The following is a 21021-nucleotide window of genomic DNA, read 5'->3' as shown; positions in this document are numbered from 1 at the left end:
GTACTTATACTTGTCATTTTATCATAATTGTCAAAATATTCTTAATAATCTATAGGACATCTAGTGCTTATCAATAATATATCTGATAGAGCGGCAAGCATTAAAATACCCAACATGGGTCAGCTATAATTAAAAACCTTTCATATTATTTAGTTAAAAGAAAAGACAATTTCTATATTATTTCAATAGAAATTGCCTTTCTTCACGTTAGAACACTAAGTTCCTAAAAACTTTATTCGATTTATTTCATAAAATTAAAGTTCAAAGTGATTATCTGCTATCACTTTACCATCTTTAATAACTTTTTGTGCATGGTTGATACCATAGTGATAAGGGATATATTCATGATTTGGTGCATCCCAAATAACGATGTTTGCCTTGTCACCTTCATTAATTGTACCAGCATCAACATCAATGGCTTTTGCAGCATTGACTGTCACAGCATTCCAAATTTCATTTGGAGTTAATTTTAATTTTAAAGCTGCAATAGACATAACAAGTTGTAAGTTGTTCGTTACACAACTACCAGGGTTAAAGTCTGTTGCGATTGCGATAGCACCTTCATTATCTAACATGCCTCTTGCGTCTGCATAATCTTCTTTACCGAGATAGAATGTTGTACCTGGTAATAGCACCGCTACTGTATCACTGTGTTTTAACTTCGCTTTACCTTCTGTACTTGAAGCAACTAAATGGTCTGCTGAAATTGCACCTTCGTCAATCGCAAGTTCTAAACCACCTAAAGGATCGATTTCATCTGCATGAATCTTAACATCGTATCCTGCTTTTTTTGCTGCTTCTATATATTGTTTTGATTCTTCCACTGTGAATACGCCAGTTTCACAGAAAATATCAGCAAAGTCAGCATATTCTTTAACTTCTGGTAATAAATCAATCATTTCTTGTAAAAATGCTTGGTTTGATTCTGCTTCTTTCGGTACTGCATGTGGCCCAAGGAAAGTATGTTTCATATCTAAATTATATTTTTCTGCTAAACGATTTGATACACGTAACTGTTTTAATTCGTTTTCTTTATCTAAACCATAACCACTTTTACTTTCTACAGCTAACACACCGTGTTGAACCATTGTTAGCAAGTTCTTCTCAGCTTTTTCGAATAATTCTTCTTCAGTTGCTTTACGTGTAGATTCTACAGTTGAAAGGATGCCTCCACCTTGTTCAAGGATTTCTAAATAAGAAGCACCTTGTCTTTTAAGTGACATTTCATGTTCACGTGAGCCACCATGTACAAGGTGTGTATGAGCTTCTACAAGTGCAGGTGAAACAACTTTACCTGTTGCGTCAATAACTTCTTCCGCTTCATATTCATCCGTGTGTGCACCTGAGTAAACGATTTTGCCGTCTTTAACTACAACTGTACCATTTTCAACTGTTTCTAGTTCGTCTAACTCTTTCCCTTTTAAAGGACAGTCTGTTGATTTCGGTAAAATTAATTGTTTAATGTTTTGAATAATTAAATCGTTCATTATTTGTCTCCTTTACCTGTAATCATTGGAATGTGAATACCTTTTTCCTTTGCAACTTCTACTGCAGATTCATAACCTGCATCAGCATGTCTCACTACTCCCATACCCGGATCTGTAGTTAATACACGTCCTAAACGACGATCTGCACGTTCAGAGCCATCCGCAACAACAACCATACCAGCATGTAATGAATAACCCATACCTACGCCACCGCCGTGGTGGAATGAAATCCATGAACCGCCTGCTGCTGTATTGATTAAAGCATTTAATACAGCCCAGTCACCTACAGCATCAGAACCATCTTTCATTCCTTCAGTTTCACGGTTAGGACTTGCAACTGAACCTGAGTCAAGGTGGTCACGACCGATAACGATAGGTGCAGATATTTCCCCTTCTCGTACTAAACGATTTAAAGCTAACCCCATTTTCGCACGTTCTTCATAACCTAACCATGCAATACGTGATGGTAAACCTTGGAATGCGATTTTTTCTTGTGCTAAATCTAACCAACGGATAAGTTTTTCATTCTCTGGGAATAACTTTCTCATTTCTTCATCAGCACGTTCGATATCTTTAGGATCTCCACTTAAAGCAGCAAAACGGAATGGACCTTTACCTTCACAGAATAATGGTCTAATGTACGCTGGCACGAATCCTGGGAAATCAAATGCATTTTCTAAACCATTATTAAATGCAACTTGTCTAATGTTATTACCATAGTCAAATGCAATCGCACCATTTTTTTGGAATTGTAACATTAAGTCTACGTGTTTTTTCATTGAAGATTCTGATTTTTTCACATATTCTTTCGGGTCTTTATCGCGTAATGCTTTAGCCTCTTCTAATGAATAACCTTGAGGTACATAACCATTTAATGGGTCATGTGCACTTGTTTGGTCTGTTACGATATCAACTTTAAATCCTCTGTCTAAAATTTCTTGATGTACATCAACTGCATTACCTACTAAACCAATAGATAAAGCATTGCCTTGTTCTTTTGCTTCTTCTGCTAGTCGTAATGCTTCATCTAAATCGCTTGTCTTAACATCACAATATTTCGTTTCGATACGTTTATCGATACGTGTTTCATCGACATCAACACCGATAACTACGCCACCATTCATAGTAACAGCAAGTGGCTGTGCACCACCCATACCGCCTAGACCAGCAGTTAATGTTACGGTACCTTTTAAATCACCATCAAAATGTTGATTAGCTAGCTCACCAAATGTTTCATACGTACCTTGTACAATACCTTGTGAACCGATATAAATCCAACTACCCGCAGTCATTTGACCGTACATGATTAAGCCTTCTTTATCTAGCTCATTGAAATGATCCCAGTTTGCCCATTCAGGAACTAATACTGAGTTTGATAATAATACACGTGGTGCTTCTTCGTGTGTTTTAAACACTGCTACTGGTTTACCTGATTGAACTAACATTGTTTCATCCGCTTCTAAATTACGTAATGTTTCTTCAATAGCTTCAAATGCATCCCAGTTTCTAGCAGCTTTACCGATACCACCATATACAACTAAGTCTTCTGGACGTTCAGCAACTTCTGGATCCAAGTTGTTGTATAACATTCTCAATACTGCTTCTTGTTCCCAACCTTTACATTCAATGTCTAAACCTTTTTTTGCTTCAATTTTTCTCACTTAAATCACTCCTCGTTAGATTTAAATACACTTTAAACATTTAGAAAATCCATAACGCAAAAGGAATTGTTATTAATAACGTTAATACTACTCTTTCAAACCATATGACCACTAATTTACCTATAGAAACCTTAATTTCCGTAGATAAAATAACGGGTACAACGCTTGAAAAGAATATGATAGCCGAAACGCTTGTTACTGCCACCACAAATCGTGTAGCTAAATCAGCGCTTTGTGCAATTGCTGAAGGTAACAACATTTCAACAATCGAAATTGTTGAAGCTTGAGCTAAAACGCCTACATCTTTAACTGGGAAGATTGAAATAAATGGGTAAAATATATAGGCTACATATTCAACAATTGGTGTAAATTCAACTATCAATAAACCTATTAAACCAATAGACATTATTGAAGGTAGTATTGATATCGTCATTAACACACCGTCGCGTAAATTTTCTTTAACATTATCTACTAGTGAATTCGCCTGTCCTACTGCTTGTTTAGCTTCTAACCATGCCTCTTTAAGTAAAGGCATATCTCTGCGCACTTCTTTTTGATACGGTTGATTTTCGAAGGTGTCATTCTTTTCAAATCTTATAGGTGGGAGTTGTACCGTAATAGCAGTAACAATAAATGTTACTACAAGTGTGAACCAAAAATACAAGTTCCAAAAATCAATAATTTTCAAAGTATTCGCGACAATAATCATAAATGTAGCAGAAACTGTTGAAAATCCAGTTGCGATTACGACAGCTTCTTTATGAGTGTAGCCACCATTCTTATAAACTCTATTCGTTATAAGTAAACCTATAGAGTAACTTCCTACGAATGAGGCAACTGCATCCACTGCCGACTTACCTGGTGTTTTAAATATGGGCCGCATGATTGGCCTACAAAGCACACCAATAAATTCTAGTAATCCATATCCAACTAAAAATGATAATAAAATAGCTCCTATCGGTATTAATAAGCTTAATGGCATTGCCAACTTATCGTACAAAAAAGGCCCTATATCTTTCTTCAAAATAAAATGAGGTCCGATATGAAAAACGACCATAATCGCAATAAAAACGCCTAACACTTTAAATAACGAAAACACAATACTCGTTTTAGACTTATTCCATTCTTTATTAACAAATGGAAGTACAGCTCCAATTATAATTAAGCACAGTACATAAAACGGTAAAATCGGTTTGACCCATGCGGTTATCCACTTCACGATATGATCAACTAAGATTGTTGATTCTCCGAAAAGGGTTATAGGTATGAAAAAGACAATAATACCTATTAAACTATACACAAAAAACTTCCACATGTACTTCACGCCCCTAACATGAAAGTACACCTCCCTCTATATTTATCAGTATATTATGATATGATATAGACGACCAATATAAATAAACTAATTATTGATAGCTTTAAGTTATAAATGGATGAAATATAAGGGGGTAAGTATATGAAAATTATTCAATTAGAGTATTTTGTAGCAGTAGTTAACTACAACAGTTTCACGAAAGCTGCTAATTATTTGCACATTAGTCAACCTTCTTTAACTACAACAATTAAAAAAATGGAAGAAGATTTAGGGTACGATTTATTAATTCGAACTACGAAAGATATTAAAATTACTGAAAAAGGTATTCAATTCTATCATTATGCTCAAGACTTAATTCAACACTACCATCAAACATTGGAAAAAATGCATGACCTTAATATGAGTCATGCACCTAAGATTAAGTTATCTATACTTGAATCTACAAATCAATGGATTTCACAAATTATATCTAATCATCGCCGATATAATCAGGATCAAACTTATTATGTAGCTGAAGTTCATGATCAAAATAAAATCTTAGAACAGCTACTCAATTTTGAAAATCATATCGCAATAACCAATGAAAAAATAGAACATGAAAATATTGAATCGATTAAATTATACGAAGAATCTTATGTTCTACTAACCCCTGAGAATGTATTTAACAAAAGGGAAACAAAGGCTGTTGCACATTATCCGCTAATCGTACCTATGAAAGGATCACAAGTACGCAAACATATCGATGAATACTTCAATAGAATGAACGTTCATCCTAATATTGTAATTGAAGTGAGCCGATTTGAAGCAGCTACTAACTATGTGCATAAAGGAATGGGTTATGCGATTATCCCTCAAGTTTACTATCAATCATTCAATACACGTAACCTAGAAATTGTGACAATCAAACCTAAAATCAAACGTGCGATTTATATCAACTACCTCAAAAAAAGAAAGCACCCTAAACGGGTACTTTCTTTAATTAATCAATGCATCGATTTTTGGAAATTTAGAGAATGAAATGGTGGAAGAAATTAGCTGTTAACTTTGAAGTTCGCTGATCGATGTCATATTTTGGATTTGTTTCAGCAATACTAATAGTTGATACTTTCTCATTTGGTATAATACGTTTAGCAATCTCTAGAACAATATGAGGAAACAGTCCTAGTACAGCATTGGCACTAACACCTGGTGCAAAAGCACTGTCAATGACGTCCATACATATTGTAAACATAATAACATCATGGTCGTTCATAAATCTTTCTACTTTATCTTTAATTGGAGGAGCGATTTGGTGTAAAAGTTCGTCTGAATACACATAACCTACACCGCGCTCTTCAGCATAGTCGAATAATCCTTGTGTATTACCGCCTTCTTGAACACCTAATACTAAATAGTTTGCATTGTCGTCTCCTTCTAAGATCTGTCTAAAGCTTGTACCTGATGTTGAGCCTTCTTCTTTACGTGTATCGAAATGTGCATCGATGTTAATTACACCTATTGATGCGTCAGGGTGCGCTTCACGTACACCTAAATACTGAGCATACGCAATGTCATGTCCACCACCTAGAAGAAATGTTTGATTATGACGTTGGATTGATTGTGCTACATAATGACCGAATTCTTTTTGTGTTTCTTCTAATCTCTCATAATCATGCTCAACATTACCATAATCATAAATTTGAGTATCGCGCATAACTGGTAAATTTGCGAATGCTTTTTTAATCGCGTCAGGACCTTCTTTGGCACCTACACGCCCTTTATTTAATTCAACACCTTTATCAACCGCATAACCAATCATACCTACCCCATGTTGTTCTTCATCAAAACTGTCTGAAATGTTTCGGAAATTGATTGTTTGAAAGTGCCTGAAATGACTTGAATCTGTTTCACTGTCCACTCTTCCTTGCCACAATTCTTTGTTTGACAAATTATACATCGTAATTCCCCTTTCGATTGCTAGCTTCACAATTTCAGTATACGCCCACAGCTATATCAATTCAATCCATATTTATGTTGAGGCAAACACACACGGCTTTAATATTTTTATTATTTAAAGCTTTATGATAGTTAGTGATATTAGTCATAATATTACATTTCAATGATAAATCCTTAATATTAATTTATTTCTTATAAATTTGTATGTATAATTGGTGAAAAATGATTTTTCTGTACCTAATGGAGGTTACACAATGAATAATAAACGTATTCCAGGCTTTCAATGGGCAATGATGATATTTACTTTTACTATCATCGCATTCGCTGCACCCATTATCCTGAAAGATTTTCAAGGTGCTACACCATTTAAATACTATGTATTTGATTTAAGTGTTTTGGCTCCTTTATTAGGCGCAATCTTCTGTATCATTGTATTTAGATATAAAAAGTTACAACTTGCGCATTTTAAACTTTCTATAGATTTAAAAGTAATCGAACGGTTGTTATTAGCTATTATTTTGCCGTTAGTTATATTTATCATCTCAATGGTTAGTCTAAATATATTTGCTGATAGTTTTGTGTTATTACAATCTGAAGATTTCTCAGTTCCATTTCTTATTGTTTTAATAGGTCAAGTTTTAATGGCTTTCTGTGTTGAGTTAGGCTTCCGAGTATATTTACAAAATATCGTTGAAAACAGAATGGCAACATTTTTTGCTTCTATTGTCGTAGGTATTATTTTTGCAGTTTGGAATATTAAATTAGTATTCGGCGTAGAATTCATGCTATACAATTTATTATTCTACTTTGCATTTTCAATCATTGTCGGAGAATTAATACGAGGCACAAAAGGTCGCACAATTTATATTGCTACATTATTTAATTTAATGATGTCATTTGGACTACTTTACTTATTTAATGAAGAACTCGGTAATATACTTTCTATGAAAATTATTGCATTCTCTACAGTATTTGTAGCAATTGTCTACATACTATTGAGCACGATTATTCGCGGTTTAATTTATAAATCTACCAATCGTAATCTTGATGAAGTAGAAGATAATAATTATTTCGACCATGTGAATGATTCTACTCATCAACACAATAACCACGAGACGAACAAAGTAAATCATCAACAGGAAACACCTAATGAAGACGATGAACATACAAACATTCGTGACAATCAATCTTCAGCAACAAAATCTGACAACCAACAATCATCAGAGAGCGTCAATAAACATATAGATAAAGAGGACGATGTTGTTTCTAATCATGATGAACAAATGAATGTTACGCATTCAACAACAGCAGCTGAAACGTCTCATGTAGACGAATCAGATCAATCGCTAACTTCTGAAAAAGAAAACGATGTTCATGACACAGACGATACAACGACAGAAGAAACATCACGTATCACTAATCCAACGCACAATGAACCTTTAGATAATGATTCAACAGAAGTTAATAAACAACCTCATAGTGAAACGGCAGAAGATACTGCATTCTCACAACAACAGCGTTCACCTGTCGAATCATCTACTGAACGAAAAAGCAAACAACAGTCGAAACGTGACACAGATTTAAAGAAACAAAAGAAACACAAAAGAAAACGTACATCCACAGTTGTGAGTGAGGTTAAAGATTCATTAGAACCTGAGACATCACAAAATGAAAATGCATCAACAACTTTTGATCAAAACAAGAGTGATGCGCCTAAAAACAACCGTCAACGTTCACCATTCAGCATAAAGAACAAACGTCGTCACCGTAGATAACAATCTTAAATAACTTGAAAAAACCCCAGCTTTGAACAAACTCAAAGCTGGGGTTTTCTATTTGTAATTATTTATTAATCACTTTAACACCTGAAGTTGAACCAATAATGACCTGATCAGTGACGTCTAAGAAATATCCTGTTTCTAATACACCTATCAAGTGTATTAAATACTCATGCATTTCATATGCATCTATATGATTATTAAGCTCTAAATCTAATATGTAATTTCCATTATCGGTAATAAATGGTACATCATCTACCATTCTACGGATCGCTTTCACTTGCTTAATACTTTCAATATTTTTAGCAATTAAGAGCCAATTAAATTTATCAACTTCCACAGGTAATTTAAATGTCTCTCCTAGATAATCGACACATTTCGAATCATCTGCTAATACGATAAATTTTTCGGCCATTGAATCAATGACTTTCTCTCTAAACAGTGCGCCCCCGCCACCTTTAATTAAGTTTAATTCACGATCAATTTCATCAGCCCCGTCAATGGCGATATCAATGTGTTGAACGTCATTCACATCAAAAATTTTAATACCGTGTTCTTTAGCGATAAAGGCTGTTTTATTTGAGGTACACACACCTGTGATTTCAATACTTTCTTGTTGTAACTTTGTAGCTAATTCTGGGATGAGAAGCTCTATAGTAGAACCAGAACCAATACCTATAACCATCCCATCTTGAATTTGTGCTAATGCATCTTTAAATGTGCTCTTTTTCAATTGGTCTTTATTCATCATGCTACCCCTTTACACACTTATATTTACTATCATTGTACATGACTTTAAGTAAAATACATAGCTTAAAAAAACAGATTTATCTTTGGATATTTATCAAGTTTATTCTGTTAATTATGATAAAATAATTAACAATAGGAGGGGAAATCATCATGGAAACATATCAATTAATAGCTATCACAACTGGCAAAGTTGAATCGTTAGATTATAGTAAAAAGAGACCTATGCGTTCTGCTTTAAACAAAGAAAAGTTTAACGATAAAATGTATTTAACTCACACAGGTTTTACGGAAGATGAGCAGGAATATAAAGATCATGGTGGACCTGAAAAAGCAGTTTGCTTATACAGTAAAAACAACTATAAACTTTGGGAAAATGACCTCAATGTGTTACCTGAATACGCAATGTTTGGTGAAAACCTAACTGCACAAGACATCGATGAACAGAAAATTCACTTTGGTGACCAGTTTCAACTCGGTGAAGCAATCATTGAAGTTTCCGAAATTCGCGAACCGTGCTGGAAGATTCAAGCTAAATATCAAATCCCAGACCTTGTGAAACGTATGTCCCAATCTGGTAGAACTGGATTCTATTTTAGAGTAGTGAAAGAAGGTTATGTAAATCAAACCGACGATTTAACACTTATCAAACAGGCTGAACCAGAAACGGCACTCACTGTGTTTGAATTGAATGATATTTATTATAACGATAAGAAAAATATCGAACGTTTACAGTACGCATTAAATAATCCATATCTTACTGACGCTAGAAAGGAAAAATTGCAAAAGTTTCTCAATCGTGCGATTAAAATCTCAGAAAAAAATAAAGAATCACTAAGTTAATATATCTTTCTATTTAAAAAGTGCGATTCAGGTCAATTACAAGATTGCCTAAATCGCACTTTTAATACGTCGGTTTTATCACCAAATGTATGTATTATTTTTCGTTTATTTGAAATACTGTTTTTGAATAAAAAGGTGAATTAGCCTTTAAAATTGACGATGCCTGATCACCATATAAATTAATGTCATTAGGCATACACTGTGTCTCTAAAGTAAAACCTGAATGCGGTTTATAAATATTAAAATCGCTTTCCCATGACTTCGGATGATTGAAAGTAAACATAACCACATTAGGCATGTCTGTTTCTACGGAAAGCATAAAATGATCATTTTCTATCGTCATATAACCATTATGAATATCAAAAGGATGATCCAAACCACCGAATTGTGCCATCTGTTGTTTAATTTCTGGGTAATCACTTTCGAATATATCCTTTAATTGTACTTTATCTGATTCATATACATTGATTAAATCTATCGGTGTTGTGTCAGTCACAATATTATTTTCTGCTAATGGATACATTTTTAATGCTTCACTACTAATAAAGTGATTATCCACTACTTTATTATCACGGTTTAAATTAAAATATACATGATTCATTGGGTTAAAGAGTGTTGTTTCTGAAGCAGTTGCTTTATACTCAATTGTCCATCTATGGTTAACATCATAAGTATGAATAACTTCCAATTGAATATCACCTGGGAAATAATCATCCTTATTCTTGATTTGCGTTTTGAAAACAATTTGTATTTGACCCACTTGTTCTTTAATCTCATAATCAAAGAATCTATCATCTAAACCATTCGGTCCGCCATGTAAATTATTCTCACCATCATTTTTAGGTAGTTCGTATGTTTTTCCATCTAACTCAAACGTGGCGTTAGCAATTCGCCCACCATAACGCCCTACCGTTGCACCAAACTTAAATGGATTTTCAAAGTAAAATTCATCTGCCTCAACTACATTTCCTAGAACTATCAGGTTATCATCAAATTTCCATGAAACGATGCGCGCACCATAATTAGAAAAGACGATTTTCGTTTCTTCATTATCAATTTTAATTAAATCAATACCATTACTTTGTTTTTCTACCTTCGCAATCATTGACATTACTCCCTTTCAAATCAAACGCTTAAAAAGACATATTAAAATGCATCATCCAATAACAATGACATCGTTTTTATAATAAATATCTACTCTACAAGCGTAATAAGCGCCTAAACTCTAGCATGTTTTCTTCTTTTGTTGTTAACTCAACTTTTATGTCCCCTACTATAATCATTAACATTCCAACTATCTGTCTACTATCAAACGTCCCTACATATAGACTGATATTTCTCCCTATATACTATATATCGTCTCTACTATTGTAACAATTTCTTCAAAAAGTTTTCTATAGTAATTCTTAAATTTTAACAAACAATCTGCAAAAATGTTACCTGTAAATAAGGTGTACATTTCACCTTAGCAGTATGATAGCCTAATAATTAAAGGGGGCATTAAAGTGAAAGTATTAGCTATAACTTTAGGTATTTTAGTTATACTCGCGTGGGTATTCGTATTCTTCATATATCGTCAAGGTAAAGAATCAACGCCACAATCACAAAGCGTTATGCTTGTTGCTTGTTTACTATCGATTCTTTTGACCATTTTACAGTTTTTCGATTAGTACATACTATCACTGATTCAAAATAGTAAAAAAAGAGGGATAGAAATCTAAATGCCATGATTTCTATCCCTTTTCATATATTTGATATCTGTTTTTATACATGCAACTTAACTTTTTTTGAAAATACGTCTCATCGATTTAAAGAAACTTTGATCAAAGTTTAAGATTGAATCTTTATAACTTCGTACGGCTAACCACACTAAGATGATAATGGTGATGATTGAAAGTAAGAAACTTAGTATAAATTCCCAAATGGCTACATCTGGTGACGAAGCCCTTACGAACATGACGAAAGGCGATACAAACGGTATAAAACTCGCAACTTTAGTAAAAATGGTTTCTGACTGCATTAAACTGTATAACGCAATGTAAAATGCGATCATACTTAACAATGTCATCGGCATTAAAGTTTGACTAATGTCCTCAATGCGTGCAGTAATTGAACCGAGTATTGCTGCTAAAAATACATACGTCAATATACCGAGTATTAAGGATATTATTCCAACTATCGCAATTTGTAGTGTGAGCCCATTAGGTTCTAATTTGAATCCCTTTAACATCTTTTTAATGTCAAAAACGAAGAAACAGATTAATCCAGCCACAATAAAAATTAATATTTGAGTTAGTGCAACGGAAACAACACCAAGCACTTTTGCAAATAAATGTTTAATCGGTGACACACTCGTTATAATCATTTCGATGACACGAGAAGTTTTTTCTGTAGCAATTTCCATCGCGACTTGATTTCCATAATTCAATATAATGAAAAACATCAACATGACACCAATATAAATAATAATCATATTAAAACCTTTTTCAGACGCATTCAGTTGTGACTGCTTACCATGCTTTGTAATCACTTCAGAATCCACAGCACTATGACTTTGTAGTTGTTTCAAATCCTGTGGTGATAGTTTTAAATCATGTGCAACAATTTGTGTCTGCATCGTGGTTAATACACTTTTTAGCTTTTGTTTATCTTCGTTTGATACTGTATCACGACTTAAAATCTTAGCAGATAACTGATTTTTATCTTTTATTTTTATAATATAAGCACGATCTAGTTTTTCATTTTTGACCAATCGATGTGCTTTTTTGTCAGAAACCTTTTTGAAAGAAGCATCATCATATAGCTTACTGCCTTGTGATTTTAGCGTTTTATAAATTTGCTCGTTGTTCGTAACAACACCAATTTTGTCGTTACCTCCATCGAACAAGTCTACAATTTTATTAATATTAGCTCCTAAAATCATGAGCAAAATGACAATAACAGTAAATATCATAAATGCTTTCGTTTTAATTTTATTTTTATAAGTTAATCCAAAAGTAGCAAGAAATTTACTCATGCGCCCCACCTACTTTCTCAATAAATATTTCGTTCAGTGATGGCTCACGAACTTGGAATCGTTTTACAAATCCATAATTAGTTACAATTTCATAAATACGTTCAGCAACTTCTTCAGATTCTATCAATACTTCGATTTCCCTTTTCGTGCGTTTAATGTTTAAAATACCTTCTAAATCTTCAATTTCTTTCATTTCGTAATCTGTTTCAATAATGACATTTTTCTTACCATGATTCGCTTTAACTTGGTCAATGGGCCCTGATACAACTAATTCGCCTTTATCTAATATACACACATCATCACAAAGTTCTTCAACATGTTCCATACGATGAGAACTATAAATAATAGTTGTACCCTTATCGTTTAAGTCTTTAACCGCAGACTTAAGTAATGCTACATTTACAGGATCCAATCCGCTAAAAGGTTCATCTAAAATCAATAACTCTGGTTGGTGTAACATACTTGCCAGTAACTGTATCTTCTGTTGATTACCTTTAGATAATGAATCTATTTTTTTATTTCTATTTTCTTCAATACCAAAACGTTTGAGCCAATAATCGATATTTTCATTTATTTCTGTGGCATTCATCCCTTTTAACTTAGCAAGATATCGCAACTCATCGTAGACTTTCATTTTAGGATGCAACCCGCGTTCTTCAGGTAAATAACCAATTCTATTATGTATCGTTTTATTTATAGGACGGTTGTTATATGTAATCGTGCCATCAGTAATAGGTGTCAAACCTAATATCATTCTAAATGTCGTTGTCTTACCTGCCCCATTTCTTCCCAAAAATCCAAGCATTTTCCCTTTTTCTAACGATAATGAAATATCATTAACTGCCGTAAAATTTTTATACTTTTTTGTGACATGATTGATTTGCAAAGACATTAAAATCACCCCTTAACTAAATTCAACACTTCAGTTAGACCAATCATATCATTAAATAATGTACTATAACGATATGATTCGAAAATTATAAAAAAACTCTCAAAAATACGTATACTTTACAACCTCAAAGGATAGAACTATGATATTTGTAACTATAATAATCAAAGTAATTAGGGGGATTTAAATGAGTTACAGTATTGGTATAGATTTTGGTACTTTATCAGGTCGTGTCTTTTTAGTAGATACTGACGATGGTAGTATTGTCTCCTCATATGAGAAAGATTATCCACATGGCACAATTTCAGAGCAACTCAATGGCTCGCCTTTACCCCATAACTATTTTCTCCAAAACGCGACAGATTATACTTTAATTCTTGAAGAAGGCATCAAAAATGTTATAGAACAAAGCAAAGTAGATACAGATAATATCATCGGAATAGGTATAGACTTTACGAGCTGTACGATTGTTTGCTTAGACGAACACTTTAAACCTATGCATACACATGACAATCTAAAAAATAACCCTCATGCTTATGTTAAATTATGGAAACACCACGGCGCTCAAGATCAAGCTTCATATATGAAAAAAATAAGTGACCAACATCAATCAAATTGGTTAGATTATTATGGTCATAATGTGAATAGCGAATGGATGGTTCCAAAAATTTTAGAAATAAAAGAACAAGCAGCAGAAATATTAGAGCAGACGGCTTATATTATGGAAGCTGGGGATTATATTGTCAGTTTATTAACGGGTAACAATATACGTTCAAATTGTGGCATCGGTTTTAAAGGATTCCATAATGAAGAAACTGGATTTAATTATGACTTTTTCAAAGCAGTAGATCCAGAATTACCTGCAATTATTAAATCCAAATGTGAAGCAACTGTCATTGACATTGGTGAAAGTGCAGGCAACCTCACTCAAAGTTATCAAAATCTATGGGGATTAACGGATAAGGTACAAGTGTCACCTTATATCATCGATGCTCAATCAGGCGTGCTTGGTGTGGGTGCTATCGAACAAGGTGAATTCACTTCAGTTATAGGTACGAGCACATGCCATCTTATGCTTGACCCTAAACAAGTGCCTATCGCAGGTATCACTGGTTCTGTTAAAAATGCAATTATCCCTGGTCTGTATGCTTATGAATCAGGCCAAGCAGCGGTCGGAGATTTATTTAAATACTCTGCCAACCAAGCACCTAAATCTATCGTTGATCAAGCGAATCAGGCTAATATTTCAATATTAGAGCAGTTAGAAAAACTCGCATCAGACATAGATATTGAACAACAACATGTCACAATTTTAGATTGGCATAATGGTAATCGTAATATTTTAAATGATAGCCATTTAACAGGTAGTATCTTCGGTTTAACGCTAAATACACCTTTTGAAATGGTCCATCGTGCGTATTTAGAAGCTACGGCATATGGGACGAAAATCATTATGCAACAGTTTGAAGATAACGACGTACCTATTCATACCGTTTATGCTACAGGCGGCATACCACTAAAAAGTGAATTACTCGTTGATATTTATACAAATGTATTAAATAAAGAAGTTGTCGTCATTGATTCTACCAACGCTACCGCTTTAGGTGCGGCAATGCTAGGTGCCACTGTAGGAGGCGCTTATAATTCTTTACGAGAAACTGTTGAGTATATGAAACAACCTGTTTATTATCGAAAGCAACCCAATCCAGATAAAGTCACAGCCTATCAAAAACAGTTCGAACGTTACAAAGCTCTTCACGATCTACTCGGCCAATCATATCCACATCTCTCACGATTAAAATAAAAACGGCGCATATATAAATGCACCGTTTTTTTATTAAATGTTTGAATTATACTGATTATTTACATGGTTATTTTGTGAATGATATTTTGGACTTGGACCATATTTATTATTATTAGGTTCACTGTCCAATAAAGTAATTACAAAATTATAAATGCCTAAACCTATCATAATTAAATAAATAATTAATGAAAACAAGATACTAACGACACTATTGAATTCTGGATCCATTGAAGAAATAATGATGAGAATAATGTATCCAAAAATACCTGCGCCAATACCAATTAAAGGCATAAGCATCGAACGGCCAGTATCATGAAATCTTCTCACTAATATAGAGATATTTGGAATAAATGTTGCTAATGCATACAAGATAAGGTATATCCAAGCTAAAAATAATACAATTAAACCTATCGTACCAACGCCACCATTGTTATCACCAAAACCAGCGATAGCCATAACCATTCCGATAAATATTAAGGCATAGGCTGGTATCATAAAGATTATATGCCATAGCGTCATATACCAGTATTCACTTCTACGAGAGCGTCCCTTGAAATTAACATAGTTTTGCCAGAAAAGCTTCAAAGCTTCCTTAAAACCTACTTTTTTCTCCATAAGTCCCCTACTTTCTATTTATAATTATTAGATAGTAACAATATGTACAATTAACAAATTTATGTATATTTAGGGTATATGTATTTATTGATACATAGTACTTATCTAATACATTTATAGTTTAACAAAACTAGTTATAAAAAGTAATATTATTTTTTAAAAATATTTAAAGTACCAACTTTATCTTAAAATTACACTTAGCGATGGAGGCATAATAATGGATTTTTTAACAAGAGATACGTGTTCAATTGCAAAAGATTTATTAGGCGTTCGCGTGATATTCCAAGATGATATACATACCTATACAGGTTATATCGTTGAAACCGAAGCCTATCTCGGGTTTAAAGACAGAGCCGCACATGGATATAATGGCAAACAAACACCTAAAGTTCGCTCATTGTATAAATCAGGTGGTACAATTTACGGACATGTTATGCACACACATTTACTAATCAACTTTGTAACTCAAGCAGAAGGTGTACCAGAAGGAGTGCTCATCAGAGCAGTAGAACCTGAGGATAACATTGAAACGATGCAATTAAACAGAGGTAAGAGGGGTTACGAATTAACCAATGGCCCCGGTAAATGGACGAAAGCATTTAATATACCAAGACACCTCGATGGCTCTAGATTGAATGAAGGACGTCTAAAGATTGATACAAAGCGTCGAAAATTTCCACGTCATATTGACGAAAGTGCACGTGTTGGCATTCCTAATAAAGGCGAATGGACCCATACACCCTTACGCTACACCGTACATGGTAATCCCTACGTTTCAAAAATGCGTAAATCAGACATGCAGTTACCAGAAGAAACATGGCGATAAAAAAGAAGCAGAGACATGCATCTATGTCCCTGCTTCTTTTTATTTAAATACTAAAAATTTTAATTTTCTTTAAAATTCCTACTTAGTCTTCTTTGGTCTATCTAATAATCCGAACTGAATTGTAATTACCGTACATAATATAAATATGACAGGATAGATTGAATATTGTAGCACATCTAAATAAGACACATGGCCGTATTTTTCTGCCATTAACATCCCACTATCGTGTGGTAAGACCATTAACGCACAACACGCGAATATATCGAGTAAGCTTGCCATGCGTTTAGGTGGAACTTTGTATTCATCGCCGATTTCTTTAGCGATCGGTGCTGAAATAATAATTGCTAACGTATTATGAGAAAGCGCTGCCGCTAAGATACCTGACATTAGACTGATTACATATTCCGCACTTTTACGACCTTTAGCTTTTTCTTTCATCGTCTTGATAATCCAATCGATACCACCATAATATCTAATCAACGCGACTAATCCTGATACTAGGAAAGCGACTAAAAAGATTAAGAACATACTTTCCATGCCGTCTCCGATAGATTTCGTAAAATCAAACACTCCAAATTTGCCTTGCACGATACCAAGTAATCCTGCCATGATAATTCCAATAATTAATACGAGGACAACATCTAAACCTGCAATTGCTGCAACTAAGACGAATATATAAGGTAATATATTTAAAAAGTTAAAACTTAAATCACCTTTTACATGACCTGTGCCACCTATAATTGCGTAAAATATCGCTGTGATAATTGCTGCAGGTACTGCTATTAAGACGTTCATTCTAAATTTATCTTTCATTTTTGCACCGACACCGTTTGTAGCAGCAATCGTAGTATCTGAAATAATTGATAAATTGTCACCGAAATAAGCACCAGCTATAACTGCCGCACCGGCAGCAGCAACACTCAAATCAGCTGCTTGCGCAACGGCGACACCTACTGGTATAAAGGCTGCTTGTGCGCCTGTGGATGTACCTAATGTTAATGCTGCAAATCCACTCATAATGAATATACCAGGGATTAATAAACTCGGTGGTATAACAGATAATCCCATATTGACCATCGCTGTTTTACCGCCCATTTCAGACGTAACTGTTGAAAATGCACCGGCAAGTAATAAGATCAACCCTAAATTTACAATACTTGAGTTACCTGCGTTTTCTGTAAAGATTTGTACCTTTTTTGCGAATGACGTTTTGCGATCATAACATGTCCATGCTATAACAATCCCTATAAATACTGCAACATGACGTGGTAGCTGATTAAATGCATCTTCTTTGCCCATTATTGTAAAGGTAATCCCTACCCCTATATATAATAGTAAAAAGATGACGAGCGGCAATAACGCCAAAGCACCATACTGCTTTTGACTTCTTAATGAATCAGACATATTTTTACTCCTTATTTCCTATTATTTCACTATGATATATATTATATCAAAAATCGCTTTTCGTCATTAAAAATGTTTAGTGATTTATATAATTATTATATTTTTTCCTAGCATCTATAGTTTTTTTTATGTATAATAGCTATCGTGGGTTTTTGTAAACGTTTTCTTAGATATATATTTTAACGGTCAATTTAACCTTTGTTTGAAGCTATATTTTAATAAGGGGGAAGAATATGTTAAAACTAGATGCTATTACAACGTTAGCGTTAGCAAGTGTCTTATATTTACTTGGTACATATATTGCAAATAACGTCTCTATTTTACGTCGCTTATGTATTCCAGCACCTGTTATAGGCGGATTACTATTTTCTATACTTGTAGCGATTTTAGAATCATTAAACATAATTACAATCAAATTGGACTCGGAGTTTATTCAGAATTTCTTTATGACGGCCTTTTTTCACTACAATAGGTCTCGGCGCTTCACTTAAATTATTAAAATTAGGTGGAAAGGTATTAATTTTATATTTTGTCTTTTGTGGCTTACTTGCCATCTGTCAGAATATCATTGGTGTTTCTCTAGCTAAAGTATTAAATATACCTCCTTTACTAGGTATGACTGCTGGTTCAATGTCAATGGAAGGTGGACACGGAAACGCTGCTGCTTACGGTAAGACATTACAAGAAATGGGTGTGGATTCAGCTTTAACTGCAGCATTAGCGGCAGCTACACTCGGACTCGTGGCTGGCGGTTTAATTGGTGGCCCTGTCGTGAAATACTTGATTAAGAAATACAATTTAAAGCCAGAAGATATTCATGCTACTACGACAGACTACGGTAAAGTCGACGGTAATAAACATTTACATAATCGTATGAAACCAACTACTGTATTTATTATACAATTCACAATTATTGTAGTATGTATGGCGATTGGTTCATACATAGGAAACACTTTCTCTGATTTAACTGGCCAAAACATTCCAATCTATGTTGGTGCGATGTTTGTAGCAGTTATAATTAGAAATATTTCAGAATATGGTAATTTAAATCTTATCGATATGAAAATCGTGGATAATATTAGCGATGTTTCTCTCGGATTGTTCTTGTCAATCGCACTGATGAGCATTAAGTTAACAGAAGTGTACCAACTCGCTATTCCACTTATTATTATCGTATTAGTACAAGTTATCTTTATCGTCTTATTTTCTGTCTTTGTTGTATTCCGTGGTCTCGGTAAAAACTATGACGCTGCCGTAATGATCGGCGGTTTCTTAGGACACGGTTTAGGTGCAACGCCTAATGCGATGGCAAACTTAGATGTTATTACTAAAAAGTTCGGTGCATCACCTAAAGCATATCTCGTTGTACCAATCGTAGGTGCATTTTTAATAGATTTACTTGGTGTACCTATCGTGATGACATTTATAAATTTATTTAAATAAATACGGAGTAAACAAATATAAAAAGAGTCTGAGACAAAAATAAGTGTCTCAGACTCTTTATCAATGTGGCAGTAGATGTCTGAATTGAAAATACGCTTAGAACAAGCTTTTTTCAATCCTAGTCATCCTTGCCGGGGTGGGACTACGAAATCTCTATTAGAAAATTCGATTTCTGTCCCGCTCCCTTTTTAAGTTATCTAATATCTAAACCGCGTTGTTCAATCCAAGATAACAATTTATTACTATATATAATTTGGCTATGTTTTAAAGTATCTATATTTTGTGCATCAAGCATTGTCATAATCTTTTTCATATGTTCAGTAAATTGCTCTGCATATTCTATAGTTGCGTCAATACCATTAGATTCTACTTGGTTTAAGAACGGTCTTGACATACCTACAGCACTCGCACCTAAAGCGAGACATTTGATTGCATCTAATGGTGTACGCACACCACCACTTGCCAATATATTCATATCATTTTGATATGATGTACTTTCTAATAGCGACTCAACTGTAGATTGTCCCCACATACTTAAATAGTCCATATCTTTGTGTTCGCGACGCGCATTTTCAATATGAACAAAGTTCGTACCTCCACGACCACTTACATCTACGTAATGAATACCTATTTCATTTAATTGTTTAATCGTCTCTTTGCTCATCCCGAAACCAACTTCTTTAACAATGACAGGGACGTCAACACGAGCAACAATTTGTGATAAATTATCAATCCATGTAGAAAATATTCTATTCCCTTCTGGCATAACTAGCTCTTGCGGTGCATTCACGTGTACTTGTAAAGCTTGAGCATCAAGTAATTTCACTGATTCAATCGCTTTATCTACTGGTACATCAGCACCTACGTTACTAAAAATAATACCTTCTGGATTCACATCTCTTACCACGCTAAATGAAGATGCCATATCAGGATTTCGTAGTGCGGCATGAGTTGACCCCACAGCCATAGCCATGTTCGTCTCTTTTGCTACTTTAGCAAGTTTCTCATTGATTTGTTTCGTCCAGTCACTTCCGCCTGTCATCGCATTGATGTAAAGTGGTTGCTGTAATGTGAAGTCTTTTAATTCACTTTCCAATGATACGTCTTTCACATCAATGTTTGGGATAGAATGATGAACAAAACGCATTCCATCAAAATCAGAAATATTGGCATCTTCTTGAGCCATAGCTATTTCAACGTGTTCATTTTTTCGCTGTTCTCTTTTTAAATCACTCATGTCGTCTCCTACCTTTAATCT

Annotated in this window: 17 protein-coding genes and 1 pseudogene; 7 read left to right on the top strand and 11 right to left on the bottom strand. The window is 34.1% G+C overall.

Features of this window, described 5'->3' with window-relative positions:
• Nucleotides 1-254: 254 nt before the first annotated feature.
• From hutI to NGI30_RS01520, 3 genes are read right to left on the bottom strand one after another with little or no spacing between them, the layout of a single operon-like run.
• Nucleotides 255-1487, bottom strand: coding sequence for an imidazolonepropionase (gene hutI, locus NGI30_RS01530; protein WP_251942525.1), 1233 nt, complete (start codon nucleotides 1485-1487; stop codon nucleotides 255-257).
• A complete protein-coding gene (gene hutU, locus NGI30_RS01525) occupies nucleotides 1487-3148 on the bottom strand; it encodes a urocanate hydratase (RefSeq protein WP_251517783.1) in 1662 nt (553 codons plus the stop codon). The genes hutI and hutU overlap by 1 nt, the downstream gene beginning before the upstream one ends.
• 40 nt (nucleotides 3149-3188) lie before the next feature.
• Nucleotides 3189-4463 (bottom strand): YjiH family protein, encoded by a 1275-nt coding sequence (locus NGI30_RS01520; protein WP_251942523.1) that lies wholly within the window; start codon nucleotides 4461-4463, stop codon nucleotides 3189-3191.
• A gap of 141 nt (nucleotides 4464-4604) precedes the next feature.
• Here NGI30_RS01520 and NGI30_RS01515 point away from each other — a divergent pair, with 141 nt between their 5' ends.
• On the top strand, nucleotides 4605-5480 hold the full coding sequence (locus tag NGI30_RS01515; protein WP_251517779.1) for a LysR substrate-binding domain-containing protein: 876 nt from the start codon (nucleotides 4605-4607) through the stop codon (nucleotides 5478-5480).
• On the opposite strand, the gene hutG is transcribed toward NGI30_RS01515, so the two are convergent.
• Nucleotides 5470-6399, bottom strand: coding sequence for a formimidoylglutamase (hutG, locus tag NGI30_RS01510; RefSeq protein WP_251517776.1), 930 nt, complete (start codon nucleotides 6397-6399; stop codon nucleotides 5470-5472). The genes NGI30_RS01515 and hutG overlap by 11 nt on opposite strands.
• 253 nt (nucleotides 6400-6652) lie before the next feature.
• Between hutG and sdpC the strand changes: the two genes are divergently transcribed.
• Complete coding sequence (gene sdpC, locus NGI30_RS11415; RefSeq protein WP_286009863.1) at nucleotides 6653-8173, top strand: peptidoglycan release complex CPBP-like subunit SdpC; 1521 nt, start codon at nucleotides 6653-6655, stop codon at nucleotides 8171-8173.
• A 67-nt stretch (nucleotides 8174-8240) separates the two neighbouring features.
• Here the strand turns inward: sdpC and NGI30_RS01500 are convergent, their stop codons facing one another.
• Nucleotides 8241-8927: a ribose 5-phosphate isomerase A gene (locus NGI30_RS01500; RefSeq protein WP_502960376.1), complete on the bottom strand. Its 687-nt coding sequence runs from the start codon at nucleotides 8925-8927 to the stop codon at nucleotides 8241-8243.
• Nucleotides 8928-9076: 149 nt separating this feature from the next.
• On the opposite strand from NGI30_RS01500, the gene NGI30_RS01495 reads away from it, so the two are divergent.
• Complete coding sequence (locus NGI30_RS01495; RefSeq protein ID WP_251517771.1) at nucleotides 9077-9766, top strand: MOSC domain-containing protein; 690 nt, start codon at nucleotides 9077-9079, stop codon at nucleotides 9764-9766.
• 94 nt (nucleotides 9767-9860) lie between these two features.
• Here the strand turns inward: NGI30_RS01495 and NGI30_RS01490 are convergent, their stop codons facing one another.
• On the bottom strand, nucleotides 9861-10871 hold the full coding sequence (locus NGI30_RS01490; RefSeq protein ID WP_251942519.1) for an aldose epimerase family protein: 1011 nt from the start codon (nucleotides 10869-10871) through the stop codon (nucleotides 9861-9863).
• A gap of 400 nt (nucleotides 10872-11271) precedes the next feature.
• Between NGI30_RS01490 and NGI30_RS01485 the strand changes: the two genes are divergently transcribed.
• The gene (locus tag NGI30_RS01485) at nucleotides 11272-11436 is read left to right on the top strand and encodes a hypothetical protein (RefSeq protein ID WP_251517766.1); all 165 of its coding nucleotides are present in this window, start codon (nucleotides 11272-11274) and stop codon (nucleotides 11434-11436) included.
• Nucleotides 11437-11543: 107 nt separating this feature from the next.
• On the opposite strand, the gene NGI30_RS01480 is transcribed toward NGI30_RS01485, so the two are convergent.
• Together NGI30_RS01480 and NGI30_RS01475 are read right to left on the bottom strand one after the other, a co-directional pair.
• The gene (locus NGI30_RS01480; RefSeq protein ID WP_251517764.1) at nucleotides 11544-12782 is read right to left on the bottom strand and encodes an ABC transporter permease; all 1239 of its coding nucleotides are present in this window, start codon (nucleotides 12780-12782) and stop codon (nucleotides 11544-11546) included.
• Nucleotides 12775-13674, bottom strand: a complete 900-nt coding sequence (locus tag NGI30_RS01475; RefSeq protein ID WP_251942517.1) for an ABC transporter ATP-binding protein — start codon at nucleotides 13672-13674, stop codon at nucleotides 12775-12777. The genes NGI30_RS01480 and NGI30_RS01475 overlap by 8 nt, the downstream gene beginning before the upstream one ends.
• Nucleotides 13675-13858: 184 nt before the next feature.
• Between NGI30_RS01475 and NGI30_RS01470 the strand changes: the two genes are divergently transcribed.
• Complete coding sequence (locus tag NGI30_RS01470) at nucleotides 13859-15475, top strand: ribulokinase (RefSeq protein WP_251942515.1); 1617 nt, start codon at nucleotides 13859-13861, stop codon at nucleotides 15473-15475.
• Between the two features lie 33 nt (nucleotides 15476-15508).
• On the opposite strand, the gene NGI30_RS01465 is transcribed toward NGI30_RS01470, so the two are convergent.
• Nucleotides 15509-16090 (bottom strand): DUF805 domain-containing protein, encoded by a 582-nt coding sequence (locus NGI30_RS01465; RefSeq protein ID WP_251517702.1) that lies wholly within the window; start codon nucleotides 16088-16090, stop codon nucleotides 15509-15511.
• A 217-nt stretch (nucleotides 16091-16307) separates the two neighbouring features.
• On the opposite strand from NGI30_RS01465, the gene NGI30_RS01460 reads away from it, so the two are divergent.
• On the top strand, nucleotides 16308-16916 hold the full coding sequence (locus NGI30_RS01460; protein ID WP_251942513.1) for a DNA-3-methyladenine glycosylase: 609 nt from the start codon (nucleotides 16308-16310) through the stop codon (nucleotides 16914-16916).
• 78 nt (nucleotides 16917-16994) lie between these two features.
• Here NGI30_RS01460 and NGI30_RS01455 read toward each other — a convergent pair whose 3' ends face one another.
• A complete protein-coding gene (locus tag NGI30_RS01455) occupies nucleotides 16995-18320 on the bottom strand; it encodes a Na+/H+ antiporter NhaC family protein (RefSeq protein ID WP_251517695.1) in 1326 nt (441 codons plus the stop codon).
• 233 nt (nucleotides 18321-18553) lie between these two features.
• Between NGI30_RS01455 and gltS the strand changes: the two are divergent.
• Nucleotides 18554-19763, top strand: a pseudogene (gene gltS / locus NGI30_RS01450) (sodium/glutamate symporter).
• 193 nt (nucleotides 19764-19956) lie between these two features.
• Here the strand turns inward: gltS and fni are convergent.
• Nucleotides 19957-21000 carry a type 2 isopentenyl-diphosphate Delta-isomerase gene (gene fni / locus NGI30_RS01445; RefSeq protein WP_251517689.1) on the bottom strand — a complete coding sequence of 348 codons (1044 nt, stop codon included), beginning with the start codon at nucleotides 20998-21000 and terminating at the stop codon, nucleotides 19957-19959.
• Nucleotides 21001-21021: the final 21 nt, after the last annotated feature.

The sequence above is a fragment of the Staphylococcus sp. Marseille-Q5304 genome, assembly GCF_943737015.1.
Taxonomy (GTDB): Bacteria; Bacillota; Bacilli; order Staphylococcales; family Staphylococcaceae; genus Staphylococcus; species Staphylococcus hsinchuensis.
Note: the sequence above shows the minus strand (reverse complement) of the source record. Positions and strands in the feature narration are given on the sequence as shown.